The following is a 12,838-nucleotide window of genomic DNA, read 5'->3' on the forward strand; positions in this document are numbered from 1 at the left end:
AGGGGCCTTTCAGGGGTCGGGGCCGCGCGGACGGTGTCCGCGCGGCCCCGGTTCGGTGAGGACGGGAGGGACAGGACTACTTCGAGGTGACCTTGAAGCCCTGCTCGTTGCCGTACTTCACGATCGCCTTCTGCCAGGCCTCGAGGCCGGCGTTCAGGTCGGACTTGTTCTGGTACGCCTGGCCGACGGTGTCCGCGTAGACGCTGTTCGCGTAGACCTGGAACGGCAGGTACTGCCAGCCCTCGGCAACGGTCGACGACGCCTTCGACAGGGTCTCGTTGATCGCCTCTCCGCCGAAGTACTCCGGCTTCTCGGCGGTGAAGGAGGACGAGGTCAGCTCGGCCTTGGTCGACGGGAAGCCGCCCGACTTGAGGAAGACGTCGATCGAGTCCTGCGAGGAGTTCAGCCACTTGAGGAAGCCGGCGGCGAGGGCCGGGTTCTTCGACTGCTTCATGACGACCTCGGCGGAGCCACCGTTGTTCGCGGTGACGTCGGAGGAGCCGTCGTAGGTCGGGATCGGGGCGACGCGCCAGTTGCCGCTGCCGTCCTTCACGCTCGACTCGAGGACACCGGGCATCCAGGCACCGGTGACCATCGTGGCGATCTCACCGTTGCCGAGCTGCTTGTACCAGTCGTCGGTCCAGCCGGGAGTCTGCGAGAGCAGACCCTTCTCGACGAGCTGGTTCCAGGTCGAGGTCCACTTCTTGGTGCCGGAGTCCTGCAGGTTGACCGTGACGTCGGTGCCCTTGACCTCGAACGGACGGCCGCCGGCCTGCCAGATCATCGAGGTGGTGAAGCCGGCGTCGCCCGAGTCCGCGGCGATGTAGGCGTTCGGGTTCGACTCGTGGATCTTCTCGGCGTCCGCGACGTACTCGTCCCAGGTCTTCGGCGGGGTGGAGATGCCGGCTTCCTTGAACGTCTTCTCGTTGTAGAACATGGCCATGGGGCCGGAGTCCTGCGGCAGGCCGTAGACCTTGCCGTCGAGGTCGACCGACTGCCAGGTGCCCGCACCGTACTTGTCGGCGAGCTTGTCGAAGCCGTACGACTTGAGGTCGACGAGCGAGTCGCTCAGGGCGAACTGGGGCAGGGCGAAGTACTCGATCTGCGCGACGTCGGGAGCACCCGAGCCGGCCTTGATCGTGTTCTGGAGCTTCGTGTACTGGTCGTTGCCGGTACCGGCGTTGACGAGCTTGACCTTCACCTTGGGGTAGGCCTTCTCGAACGCGGCGACCTGGGCCTCGGCCGACGGGGTCCACGACCAGTAGGTGAGCGTGCCGCCCTTCTCGAGGGCCTTGGTGATGTCGTCGGACGACCCGCCGGAGCCGGAACCGCCGGAGGCGCAGGCCGTCATGGCGATGGCCGCGGTGACGCCGATCGCGAGGGCGCTGAGCCCGCGCCGGAGACGCTTGTGCATGGGATTGCCTTTCACTTCTTCGTGGAGAGGGTGGTGCTGCTGCGTGCCGGGTCGGGAGGCGCGGGGCGGGGTCGCCCCGTCCCTCCCGTCCGGCTGGTCGTGCTGACGGGAGGCGCGTGGCGGGGTCGCCCCGTCCCTCCCGTCCGACGGATCACGCCTTGACGGACCCGGCCGCGAGGCCGGACTGCCAGGAGCGCTGGAGGAAGAGGAACGCGACGACGATCGGGACGATCGTGAGGAGCGATCCGGTGATGACGAGGTTGTAGATCGGGTGCGCGGAGACGCCCTGCGCCTGCGCGCTCCACTGGTTGAGGCCGACCGTGAGCGGGTAGAGGTTCGGGTCGCTCAGCATGATCAGGGGCAGGAAGTAGTTGTTCCAGGTCGCGACGACCGCGAAGAGCAGGACCGTCACGACGCCGGGGGCGAGGAGTCGCAGCGCGATCGTGAAGAAGATCCGGAACTCCCCCGCGCCGTCCATGCGGGCCGCCTCGATGACCTCCGTCGGGACCGCGTCGATCGCGTACGTCCAGATGAGGTACATGCCGAAGGGGCTGATGAGCGAGGGCAGGATGATCGCCCACGGGGTGTTCGTCAGGCCGACGGACGAGAACAGCAGGAAGGTCGGGACGGCGAGCGCGGTGCCGGGGATGGCGATCGCGCCGAGCACGACGGCGAAGACCCCACGACGACCGGGGAACCGGAACTTCGCCATGCCGTAGCCGGCGATGGTCGCGAGCAGGGTGGCTCCGCCGGCGCCGACGACGACGTACAGGAAGGTGTTCGCGAGCCAGCGGAGGTAGATGCCGCCGTCGTAGGTCAGCGTCTCACCGATGTTCTGGAACAGCTGGAACCCGCCGCCGAACCAGAGACCGAAGGTGCTGAGCAGGTCGGCCTGCGACTTCGTCGCGTTCACGACGAGGTAGAACAGCGGCAGTAGCGAGTAGACGGTGATGACGATCATCACGACGAGCAGGAGCGGCGACTTGCGGGCGCGGGGACCGCGGCCCTTCGGTCCGTTCGCTCGGTTCGTGCCGTTCGGACGGGCGGCACGGGCACGGCCGCGGGTGGTCACCGCCTCGGTCACGGTCGCGGCCGGGGTGTGGGTCTCGACGGCGCTCATCGGTTCTCCGCTCGGGTCCCGCGCACCTGGACGACGTAGGCGATCACGGCGGTGATGACACCCATCACGATCGCGACGGTGGCGGAGTAGTTGAACTGCTGGCCGCTGAAGGACAGCGAGTAGGCGTACATGTTCGGGGTGAAGGCGCTGCCGATGACGTTCGGAGCGAGGGTCTTCAGCAGGTTCGGCTCGTTGAAGAGCTGGAAGCTGCCGATGATCGAGAAGATCGTGGCGATGACGATCGAGCCGCGGAGGGCCGGGATCTTGATCGACCAGACCGTGCGGAGCGGGCCGGCGCCGTCGATCTCGGCGGCCTCGTACAGCTCGGTGGGGACGACGCGGAGGGCTGCGTAGAAGATCAGCATGTTGTAGCCGACGAACTCCCACGTGACGATGTTGCCGATCGACGCGAGGACCCAGTCGGGGCTGAACGGCTGGAGCAGGTCGATGCCGAGCGCGGAGTTGATCGAGCCCGTGAGACCGAACTGGTTGCCGTAGATGAATCCCCAGATGAGCGCCGCGACGACGCCGGGGACCGCGTACGGCAGGAAGATCGCGATCCGGAAGAAGGACGATGCCCAGAGCCGCGCGGAGTCGAGGGCCAGCGCGGCGATGAGCGCCACGACCAGCATGATCGGCACCTGCACGACGAGGAAGAGCGCGACGCGGCCGAAGCCCTGCCAGAACTTGGCGTCCTGGAACAGCTGGACGTAGTTGGCGAACCAGACGAACTGGTTGCCGCCGATGAGTTGGTCGCGGAACAGGCTGAGCCAGAGTGCGTACCCGATCGGGACGACGAGCATCGCGACGAGGACGACGACGAACGGCCCGACGAACATCCAGCCGGTCCAGCGGCCGCGCTGCGAGGTGCGGCGCCGCGGCGGCGTGGCCGGGGCTGCTGCTCCTGGCGCACGCGCTTCGAGCGTGGTCATGTGACTCCCTTGTCGTGCTGCGTTCGGGTGCGTCGATGTTGACGTCAACATCGAACGCCGCGACGATAGCATGGCAACGTCAACATGCGCTACCGTCACCGGAGTCGGGCTCGATCACGATCCGATGTCGAGCGTCGAGGGAGGCCCCGTGACCACGGAACTCAGCGGTGTGCGCCGTGCCCCGTCGATGGCCGCGGTCGCCGAGGCCGCCGGCGTGTCGATGCAGACCGTGTCGCGCGTCGCCCGTGGCTTCGACAACGTCTCCCCGGACACCCGCGACCGCGTGCAGCGGGCGATGGACGAGCTCGGATACCGGCCGAACCGCGCCGCCCGCGCGCTCCGCTCGGGACGCTTCCGCACGATCGGCGTGATCATGTTCACGCTCGCGTCGTTCGGCAACATGCGCACGCTCGAGGCGATCGCCGACGCCGCCGGGGCCGCGGACTTCACGATCACCCTGCTGCCGATGGCCTCCCGGACCGAGGAGGGCGTCCGCTCGGCGTTCTCGCGGTTGCACGAGCAGGCCGTCGACGGCGTGGTGATCATCATCGAGTCGCACATCATCGACACCGCCGAGGTGGCGCTGCCGGACGGCGTCCCGATGGTCGTCGTGGACTCCACGGGCACGACCCAGCACCCGTCGATCGACACCGACCAGGCCGAGGGTGCACGGTTGGCGACGCAGCACCTCCTCGACCTCGGGCACGACACCGTCTGGCACGTCGCCGGACCGGTGTCGTCGTACTCCGCCGCACGCCGTCTCGCCGCGTGGCAGGACACCCTCGAACGTGCGGGGCGGGTGGTGCCTCCGGTGTTCCACGGCGGCTGGACCACGTCGCACGGGTACGAGGCCGGGCTCGCGATCGCCGCGAGACCGGACATCACCGCCGTGTTCGCCGCGAACGACCAGACCGCGCTGGGGGTGCTTCGCGCCGCGCACGAGTCCGGCCGGGACGTCCCCGGGTCGCTCAGCGTCGTCGGCTTCGACGACTCGCCCGAGGCCGACTCGTTCTGGCCGCCGCTCACCACCGTGCACCAGTCGTTCGACGAGGTCGGCCGACGAGCGGTCCGGAACCTCCTCGGGCAGATCGAGGGCAACCCCGAACCGGCGTCGACCGTCGCCGACCTCGTCCCGACGCGGCTCGTGGTCCGGGCGAGCACGGCCGTCCCGCCCGCCGGCTGACCCCTGGGCCGCGGCCGCGGGCGGGGTGTGCGCTCGGGGTCGGCGGTGGTCGGTGCGAGGCCGTCGGTGCTCGGTGCGAGTCGCTCGGTGCGAGGTTCCCCACATCGTGCGAGGCGAAATGCCTCGCACCATGTGGAGGACCTCGCACCGTGTCGAGCGCCCTCGCACGGTGCGACGCGGGGCAGCTACTCGGCCGGTACCCCTCCACGCCCGGGGGTCGACGGCGCTCGGTGCGAGGTTGCCCACACCGTGCGAGGCGAAATGCCTCGCACGGTGCGTGGAACCTCGCACCGTATCGGTGCACCTCGCACGGTGCGAGGTGCACGACGACCCCGACCGGTTCTGGGGGCAGCGCCGCACGACCCGCGTCTGGGAGCATCGTCGCGTGCGCACACGCTGGAAGGTCCTCCTCGCAACGGTCGCAGCGGTCGCCGTCACCGCCACGGTCGTCACCGTCCACTCGGAAGCGCTCGACGCCGCCGCGCACGCCCGGGCTCTTGCCGAGGCACCGCCACGCAGCGCGACCCCGCGCGAGGACACGCTCGCGTACCTCCGCGCGGCGAAGGCCCACGACTGCGCCCTGCTCGACCTCCTCGAGGCCAGCGGCACGACCGACTGGTGCCCGAAGGTGCCGACCGCGTGGTCCGACGGGGAGTCCGAACTCCTGGCCTACCGCGACGTCGGGAAGCCCTACGCGGTCTCCGCCGAGCAGGCCGCCCAAGCCGAGGTGTGCGTGCCGTCGGTCATCACCCAGCGTTGGATGACCGGAGCGGACCCGGGCACGATGCAGTGGAGCTGGTGCTGGGCGCGGACCGCCGACGGCTGGCGACTGGTCGACGAGGGCCAGGGCTGACCGGCACGCTCACCCGCGCGGAGGCGCAGGCGCACCGACGAGAGCAGCGACCCCGCCCGCCACAGTGCCCCGCAGCGCCTCAGTGCAGCCGCAGCGACGTCACCATCGGGCACGCGAACGGGTCTCGCGCCGCGAGCCCGACCCGGTTGAGGTACGCGACGACGATCCCGTAGGAACGCAACAGCGTCGTCTCGGTGTACGGGATGCCGAGCGCGCGGCAGTGCGCCTGCACGAGCGGCTTGGCGCGGCGGAGGTTCGGTCGCGCCATGCTCGGGAACAGGTGGTGCTCCGCCTGGTGGTTGAGGCCACCGAGCAGGTGGTCCACCCACCGGCCGCCGACGATGTTCCGGGAGGTCCGCACCTGTCGGGAGAAGAAGTCGATCCGGGCGTTCTCGGCGATGACCGGCATCCCCTTGTGGTTCGGCGCGAACGAGGCGCCCATCATCACGCCGAACACCGCGACCTGCACGCCGATGAACGCGAAACCGATGCCGATCGGCAGGAACGCGAACACGGCCCAGAAGTACAGCCCGAAGCGCGCGAGCAGCAGGACACCCTCGACGGCCCGCCCGCGGGAGGTTCCCTTGACGTGCTCCCCCGTGAGGACGGCCCGGATGGACAGCCAGTGCAGGTTGATCCCCTCCATGGTGAGGAGCGGGAAGAACGCCCAGCCCTGCACCCGCGTGAGCAGGCGGAGGATCCCCGTGCGTTTCGCTGCGTCCTCCTCGATGAACGACACCGTGTCCTGCGCGATGTCCGGGTCCTTGCCGATGGTGTTCGGGTTGCCGTGGTGCCGGGTGTGCTTGTTCATCCACCACGAGTAGGACATACCGACGAGGAACACGCCGACGAAGCGTCCGGCGTGGTCGTTCCACCGGTTCGACGCGAAGATCTGCCGGTGCGCTGCCTCGTGGGACAGGAACGCGAACTGGGTGAACACGACCCCCAGGACCCCGGCGGGGATGAGCGCGAACCAGCTGTGCCCGAGGAACGCCGTGACGGTGAACGCGATCGCGCCGACGGCGACGAGGACAGCGAAGACCGTCCAGTAGAAGCCGGTCCGACGCCGGAGGAGTCCGGCGTCCTTCACCTGCTGCAGGAGGTCCTTGTAGGTGGAGGTCCCGGAGCGTGCCCCCGCCGGTCGCGGTGAGGTCGGGCGGTACAGGGTGGACGAAGTGGCCATGCGGGCTGCTTCCGTCAGGAACAGCCCTTCGGCCGAACAGTGGGTTCCCGCGTGTGCGGTTGTGGCAACCGTAGGGCCTCTCCCCGAACGTCCGCAGTGAACTGCGCGTACTGTCCGGACCGAGTCGGCTCCGCTGTACCGGCTCCGGATGGGCGCCGCCTCCCTCTGTCCGGAACACTCGCCCGCGCGTGCTCACCCCACCACCGCAGCCCGGACCATGAAGCACATCGTGTACGGACTCACCGCCGTCCTCACCACGGACGAGGCCGCCGACGCCGTCCTCGACTACGCCGCGGCGTTGGCACACGCCGGGCTGACCGACGTCGTGGCCGTGCCCACCGTCGACACGTTCGGCACCGAGACCACCACGGCGTTCCTGCTCGCACCCGCGCTCGGCGTGCTCGTCGAGGACGCCCCGGACGATCCGCTCGGACCGGACACCGCCGCGTTCGTCTCGGAGATCACGTGGCGGACGCACGCGGTGCGCTCCGCACCGCCGCACCGGCCACCGGCCTGACGCGTCGATCACCGCGCGGCGCACGCCGCGTCGTGGTCGCGACCACCGCCGGACGGGAGGCACGGTGCGGGTCCGCCCCGTGCCTCCCGTCCGATGGTCGGCGCGTCAGCGCGCGGACGCGTCGGCCAGCACCACCGCGGCGATGCGGTCGGCCGCTTCGGACGGCCCGATCGCGGTGGTGTCGACCACCTCGGCCTCGGCGTGCAGCCAGGCCCGCGCCGCCTCCGCGTACCGGTCGACGTACTCGAGCCGGAAGGTCGACGGCCCGAGGACCGAGTCGTGCAGGATGCGGTGCCGGAGCGTCTCGGGGTCCGCGTGCAGCACGAAGTGACGCACCGGGATGCCGTACGCCGCGAGCCCACCGCTGATCTCGCGCCAGTACGGCTCGACGAGCACGGTCATCGGCATGACGAGCGTGCCGCCCGCGAAGTCGAGCACCCGGCGCGCGGTCTCGACGACGAGGGGCCGCCAGGGGTCCCAGTCCTGGAAGTTGCCCGTCCACGGCAGGGACGGCGACACGTCCATGAGGGTCTCCCCCACCTTCTCCGCGTCGAGCAGGTGCGAGCCGGGCAGCCGTTCCTGCACGAGGCGGCTCGTCGTCGTCTTCCCCACACCGTGCGTCCCGTTCACCCAGACGATCATGGCGGGACTGTAGCGTGTGGCCATCGACGATCGAGGGGGAACGATGCTCGCAGGGGACGTCGCGGCCAAGCGGTTCGCACCGACGAAGTGGCGTGAGGGGTACGACCAGGGGCAGGTCGACGACTTCCTCGACCGGGTCCGGGCCACGCTGGCGGCGTACGAGCGCGGCCGACCGGCCGAACCGCTGACCGCGGAGGACGTGACGATGTCGCGGTTCCGGCCGACACGGTTCCGGGACGGCTACGACCAGGACGAGGTCGACGACTTCCTCGACCAGGTGGTGGTGGAGCTGCGGCAGCACGAAGCCCGGTGGAGCAGCGGGGCCTGACGCGTGGTCCGCGCGCAGGCCACCGCTGCCTGCGCGCACGCCGAGCTGCGCGACCCGGACGACGGAACGGGAGGCACGATGCGTCGCCACACCGTGCCTCCCGTCGTGTCAGGTCGTCAGCCCGTCAGGGCTGGGCCGTCACTCGGTCGTCGACACCCAGTCGATGAGCAGGTTGCCGCTCGCGCCCCAGTTGCCGGTCTGGAACATGAACCGGTGCGGCGTGGTCGGGACGTCGTGCGTGACCGTCCCGATGACCTTGCCGTCGACCTTGTAGGTGACCGACTTCCCCGGGTCCCAGTCGACCGTGTAGGTGTGCCAGTCACGCCACGAGACGCCCGTGGGGATCTGCACGCGCTCGGCTTCCTGGCCCGGGGTCATCGAGTGGTGGAACGCCATCGGCTCCGACTCGAAGTTGCCCTCGGGGAAGTCGATCTCGCCGTCGGCCCACCGGTTCGAGGTCGGCCACAGCATGAACGCCGCACCGTTGCCGTCGCCGCCCGTCGCCTTCGCGCGGACCGAGAACGAGCCGCCGACGTGGTCGTAGGCGCCGGCCTTCGTGCCGAACGTGCCGGCGGTTCCCGCACCGCCGAGCCGGGCGTCGAGGACACCGTCGTGCACGGTCACGGTCTGGCTCGGTGCGTAGATGCCCGACGTGCCGTCCGGGTACGGCTGCCAGGCCTGCGGGTACCGGCTCGCGACGGCTCCGAGGCCGGCAGCGAGGTCGAAGTCCTCGACGAAGGAGGCGGCCGGCGGCTGGGCACCGCTCGGGTCGGCGGCGGACGACGCGGCCTCGGTCGGCTCGTCGGCTGGGGCAGCCGTCTCGGCCGGCGCCGGGCTCGTCGTCGGGGTCGGGGTCGACTCCTGGATCGGTGCGCCCGTCGGCGTGGCGTCGGGCGTCGCCGTCGAGTCGTCCGACGGCGCCTCGTCGGCGGGGTCGGGCGTCGGCGTGCTGTCGGCGGTCGGGTCGTCCGAGGGCGTCGGCGACGCGGTCGGCGCGGGTGCCGGACGCCAGTGGTGGTGCCAGCCCCACCAAGGGGCGGCGGTGGCTGCGGTGGGGATGCCGATGATCAACGCGGCGGCAGCGGAAGCCGCGATGACGACGTTGCGGCGCTTCACCGGGTGGTCCGATCAGCGGTGGACAGGGGTGTGCTGGTCGCGCAGGGACGCGCGGTCGAGACAGAGATGTCGAGCTCCTCGGAGGGGGTCGGGTTCGGGGGCGCAGGACGCGGTGTCGGACGCCCGAGCGGAGGTGCAGGGTGCGTGCTGTGGGGGTGCTGTGGTGCTGCACTCGGTGATGCGTCCTCGACCATTGTGCCTCATGTGTGCCCCGTTCGGGGGGCGTCGACGACTGTTCACCTCCGCGTGCGTGTTCCGGCGAGTACGACCGGGCGCATGACCGGGCCCCACCGGGCGGCGCCCGACCGTCAGTCGTAGCCGAGGACCACCGGGTCGTCGTCGGACGGGTCGGGCGTGCTGCCGACCGCCCCCGGCCCGGCGTTCATGCGCGACCCCGTCGGGGCGTCTCGGGCAGGGAACTCCAGACGTCCGCCCAGAGGAGCTCGAACTCCACCGCGCTGATCGTCCCGGCGAGCGCCGCTCGTTCGTACACCACGAGTGCGTCGAGCGACCCGGCGAGCAAGCGTGCGTCCCCGTGCCCGCGGGGTCGACCGCCGCCGTGGAAGGTGGTCACGGTCAGGGTGCGCACCGAGGGTCGCGTCCGACGGGTCGCGCGCCGCAGGACGAGGAACCCGGAGCCGTACAGCGCGGCGGCCGCCAGGGTACCCCCGAGCGCGGAGCCGTTCAGGGCCGCCATCACGCCGAGGGCGGGGAGCGCGCCGGCCACGCCCCACGCGTGCAGCGCCCGGAGGAGGATCCGCTCTCGGGTGTTCGTGCCCGGTGGGAACACCACGAGCGTGCGGGAGCTCCAGAGGGTCCTGCCGGCGGGGTGGACGATCTCGCGCCCCCAGACGTGGAGGTGGCGGTCCCGGGGTCCGGCGTGCGGGAGGAGCGGCTTCGTGGGCGAGTGCACCGGATCACCGTGCACCCGCGCAGCACGTCGGAGCACCGCCCCTGACGGACTCCTCACGGCCGTCACGGCGATCCTCACGCGTCGCTGATCTCGTGAGCCGGACGTCAGGGGTTGCGGGCGGAACGCGGAGCAGGTATACCTAAACCGGTTCAATGAAACCGGTTCAAACGATCTGGACCAGCACCGCGGCGAGGAGGCCCCCGATGGAACGACGACCCACCATCGTCGACGTCGCGCGGCAGGCCGGGGTGTCCAAGGGCCTCGTGTCCCTCGCGCTGAACGACCGCCCGGGCGTCAACCAGGCCACCAAGGAACGGATCCAGGCCGCCGCCGCCGAGATCGGCTGGCGACCGAACCCGGCCGCCCGCAGCCTGACCAGCCGGCGCGCGTACGCCCTCGGCCTCGTCGTGAAGCGCGACCCGCGGATCATCGAGACGGACCCGTTCTTCGCCGCGTTCATCGCCGGCCTCGAGACGGTCCTGTCCGACCGCGGGCAGGTCCTCGTGCTCAGCGTCGTGCCGGACGCGGGCGCCGAAGAGCGCTCGTACCGCTCCCTCGCCGCCGACGGGCGCGTGGACGGCTTCATCCTCACCGACCTCCTCCGGCACGACCGACGGATCGCACTGCTCGCCGAGCTCGGGGTCCGCGGCGTCACGCTCGGCGAGCCCGACGTCCCGACGACGTTGCCGGCCGTACGGCGCGAGTACGAGGACGGCATCGACGACCTCGTCCGGTACCTCGCGGGCCTCGGGCACGAGCGGATCGCGCACGTCGCGGGCAACGAGGACATGCTGCACGGCCGTGCCCGACGCGAGCAGTTCGAACGCGTCGCCGCGGCCCTCGGCATCGAGGCGCGGGTGGTCCCGACGGACTTCTCCCCCGAGCAGGGCGCCGACGCCACGCGGACGCTCCTCGCGCTCGACCCGGGCGTCCGTCCGACCGCGATCGTGTACGGCAACGACCCGATGGCGGTCGCGGGCATGGCGGTCGCACAGGGCGCGGGCCTCCGCATCCCGGACGACCTCTCGGTCACCGGGCTCGACGGGTCCCAGATCGGGCAGTTCGTCTACCCGGCCCTGACGACCCTCGACAACGACCCGGTCGAGTGGGGGCGCGTCGTCGCGTCCACCCTGCTCGACCTCGTCGACGGGCACGAGCCCGTCGACCGCTCCCTCACCCCCGCGCGGCTCATCGTCCGCGGGTCGACGGGCGCGCCGACACCCCGGCACTGACGCCGGACAGACGAGGACGGCCGAGCGGAGCGCCAGCGCTCCCACCCGTCCAGCACAGCACAGCACAGCACAGCACACCGACCACCGACGAAGGAGTCACCATGCAACGGCGCATGCTCGCCATCGGGACCGCGATCGCCGCGGCCACCGCGCTCGCCCTGACCGGATGCTCCGGCGGGGGCGCCGCGTCGAACAGCGACGCGATGAAGGCCAAGGGCCCGATCACCATCTGGTACTCGAACAACGAGCAGGAGGTCCAGTGGGGCAAGGCCGCCGTCGCCTCGTGGAACAAGGACCACCCCGACCAGCAGGTGAAGGGCCAGGAGGTCCCCGCCGGCAAGAGCACCGAAGAGGTCATCGGCGCGGCGATCACGGCAGGTACCACGCCCTGCCTCGTGTTCAACAACCTGCCCGCCGCGACCGGCCAGTTCCAGAAGCAGGGCGGCCTCGTCGACCTGTCGAAGTTCAGCGGCGCGGACGCCTACATCGAGGCCCGCTCCGGCGACACGGCCGACCAGTACAAGTCGTCCGACGGCGACTTCTACCAGATGCCGTGGAAGTCGAACCCCGTGATGATCTTCTACAACAAGGCGATCTTCGAGAAGGCCGGGCTCGACACCGAGGACCCGAAGCTCAGCACCTACGACGACTTCCTGGCGGCGGCCGCGAAGATCAAGGCCTCGGGCGCCGCGCCGTACGCGATCTACCCGACGCCGACGAGCGAGTTCTTCCAGCCGAACTTCGACTACCTGCCGCTCTACGCCGCCGCGACCGGTGGCAAGGGCATGGCGACGAAGGACGGCACGGCGACGTTCGACACCCAGGCCGGCCGCGACGTCGCCGAGTTCTGGAAGACCGTCTACGAGAAGGGCTACGCGGGCACCGAGCAGCTGCAGGGCGACGCCTTCGCGACCGGCAAGGCCGCGATGGCGATCGTCGGCCCGTGGGCGATCGCGTCCTACAAGGGCAAGGTCGACTGGGGCAGCGTGCCCGTCCCCACCAAGGACGGCATCTCGGCCGACCAGACCTGGACCTTCCCGGACGCCAAGAACGTCGGCATGTACTCGTCCTGCAAGAACCAGGGCACCGCGTGGGACTTCCTGAAGTACGCCACGAGCAAGGACCAGGACCAGCAGCTCCTCGAGACGACCGGCCAGATGCCGATCCGGAAGGACCTCGCCACGACGTACGCCGACTACTTCAAGGCCAACCCGTCGTACCAGGAGTTCGGTTCGCAGGCGGCCCGCACGGTCGACGACCCGGCCGGCGCGAACACGATCGCCGCGCTCCAGGGCTTCCGTGATTTCTACACGAAGGCCGTCATCTCCGGGCAGGGGGACCTCGACTCGCAGCTGGGGGCCGCGGCGTCGAAGTTCACCCAGCAGATGCAGCAGCAGTAGGACGG

The 12,838-nt window shown here is 70.5% G+C and carries 12 protein-coding genes and 2 pseudogenes; 7 read left to right on the top strand and 7 right to left on the bottom strand.

The features are described 5' to 3' along the window. Positions 1-76: 76 nt before the first annotated feature. The 3 genes from IEY20_RS04385 to IEY20_RS04395 all read right to left on the bottom strand — a co-directional run bounded on the left by IEY20_RS04385 (position 77) and on the right by IEY20_RS04395 (position 3,466). Positions 77-1,414 (bottom strand): ABC transporter substrate-binding protein, encoded by a 1,338-nt coding sequence (locus IEY20_RS04385; protein WP_022903562.1) that lies wholly within the window; start codon positions 1,412-1,414, stop codon positions 77-79. A gap of 151 nt (positions 1,415-1,565) precedes the next feature. After that, positions 1,566-2,534, bottom strand: coding sequence for a carbohydrate ABC transporter permease (locus tag IEY20_RS04390; RefSeq protein WP_175328116.1), 969 nt, complete (start codon positions 2,532-2,534; stop codon positions 1,566-1,568). Next, positions 2,531-3,466 (bottom strand): carbohydrate ABC transporter permease, encoded by a 936-nt coding sequence (locus IEY20_RS04395; RefSeq protein WP_022903560.1) that lies wholly within the window; start codon positions 3,464-3,466, stop codon positions 2,531-2,533. Before IEY20_RS04395 ends, IEY20_RS04390 begins: the two co-directional genes overlap by 4 nt. A gap of 187 nt (positions 3,467-3,653) precedes the next feature. Here IEY20_RS04395 and IEY20_RS04400 point away from each other — a divergent pair, with 187 nt between their 5' ends. Beyond that, positions 3,654-4,649 carry a LacI family DNA-binding transcriptional regulator gene (locus tag IEY20_RS04400; protein WP_175328190.1) on the top strand — a complete coding sequence of 332 codons (996 nt, stop codon included), beginning with the start codon at positions 3,654-3,656 and terminating at the stop codon, positions 4,647-4,649. 385 nt (positions 4,650-5,034) lie between these two features. Then, complete coding sequence (locus IEY20_RS04405) at positions 5,035-5,502, top strand: hypothetical protein (RefSeq protein ID WP_175328115.1); 468 nt, start codon at positions 5,035-5,037, stop codon at positions 5,500-5,502. A 79-nt stretch (positions 5,503-5,581) separates the two neighbouring features. On the opposite strand, the gene IEY20_RS04410 is transcribed toward IEY20_RS04405, so the two are convergent. Beyond that, complete coding sequence (locus IEY20_RS04410; RefSeq protein WP_022903557.1) at positions 5,582-6,685, bottom strand: fatty acid desaturase family protein; 1,104 nt, start codon at positions 6,683-6,685, stop codon at positions 5,582-5,584. Positions 6,686-6,902: 217 nt separating this feature from the next. Here IEY20_RS04410 and IEY20_RS04415 point away from each other — a divergent pair, with 217 nt between their 5' ends. Next, positions 6,903-7,202 (top strand): hypothetical protein, encoded by a 300-nt coding sequence (locus IEY20_RS04415; RefSeq protein WP_022903556.1) that lies wholly within the window; start codon positions 6,903-6,905, stop codon positions 7,200-7,202. Between the two features lie 105 nt (positions 7,203-7,307). Here the strand turns inward: IEY20_RS04415 and IEY20_RS04420 are convergent, their stop codons facing one another. Further along, the gene (locus IEY20_RS04420; protein WP_175328114.1) at positions 7,308-7,844 is read right to left on the bottom strand and encodes a P-loop nucleotide/nucleoside kinase family protein; all 537 of its coding nucleotides are present in this window, start codon (positions 7,842-7,844) and stop codon (positions 7,308-7,310) included. A gap of 43 nt (positions 7,845-7,887) precedes the next feature. On the opposite strand from IEY20_RS04420, the pseudogene IEY20_RS17455 reads away from it, so the two are divergent. After that, a pseudogene (locus IEY20_RS17455) lies at positions 7,888-7,983 on the top strand (DivIVA domain-containing protein); the annotation flags it as partial. A gap of 45 nt (positions 7,984-8,028) precedes the next feature. After that, positions 8,029-8,142, top strand: a pseudogene (locus IEY20_RS17460) (DivIVA domain-containing protein); the annotation flags it as partial. Positions 8,143-8,310: 168 nt separating this feature from the next. On the opposite strand, the gene IEY20_RS04430 reads toward IEY20_RS17460, so the two are convergent. Beyond that, entirely contained in the window at positions 8,311-9,288 is a 978-nt protein-coding gene (locus IEY20_RS04430; protein ID WP_022902469.1) for a glycoside hydrolase family 16 protein, read from the bottom strand. Positions 9,289-9,670: 382 nt separating this feature from the next. After that, the gene (locus IEY20_RS04435; protein WP_148286045.1) at positions 9,671-10,201 is read right to left on the bottom strand and encodes a DUF6611 family protein; all 531 of its coding nucleotides are present in this window, start codon (positions 10,199-10,201) and stop codon (positions 9,671-9,673) included. Positions 10,202-10,404: 203 nt separating this feature from the next. Between IEY20_RS04435 and IEY20_RS04440 the strand changes: the two genes are divergently transcribed. Both IEY20_RS04440 and IEY20_RS04445 read left to right on the top strand, forming a co-directional pair. Then, positions 10,405-11,433 carry a LacI family DNA-binding transcriptional regulator gene (locus IEY20_RS04440; RefSeq protein ID WP_175328113.1) on the top strand — a complete coding sequence of 343 codons (1,029 nt, stop codon included), beginning with the start codon at positions 10,405-10,407 and terminating at the stop codon, positions 11,431-11,433. Positions 11,434-11,534: 101 nt separating this feature from the next. After that, on the top strand, positions 11,535-12,833 hold the full coding sequence (locus IEY20_RS04445; protein ID WP_175328112.1) for an ABC transporter substrate-binding protein: 1,299 nt from the start codon (positions 11,535-11,537) through the stop codon (positions 12,831-12,833). Positions 12,834-12,838: the final 5 nt, after the last annotated feature.

This window comes from Curtobacterium luteum, assembly GCF_014646995.1.
Classification (GTDB): Bacteria; Actinomycetota; Actinomycetes; order Actinomycetales; family Microbacteriaceae; genus Curtobacterium; species Curtobacterium luteum.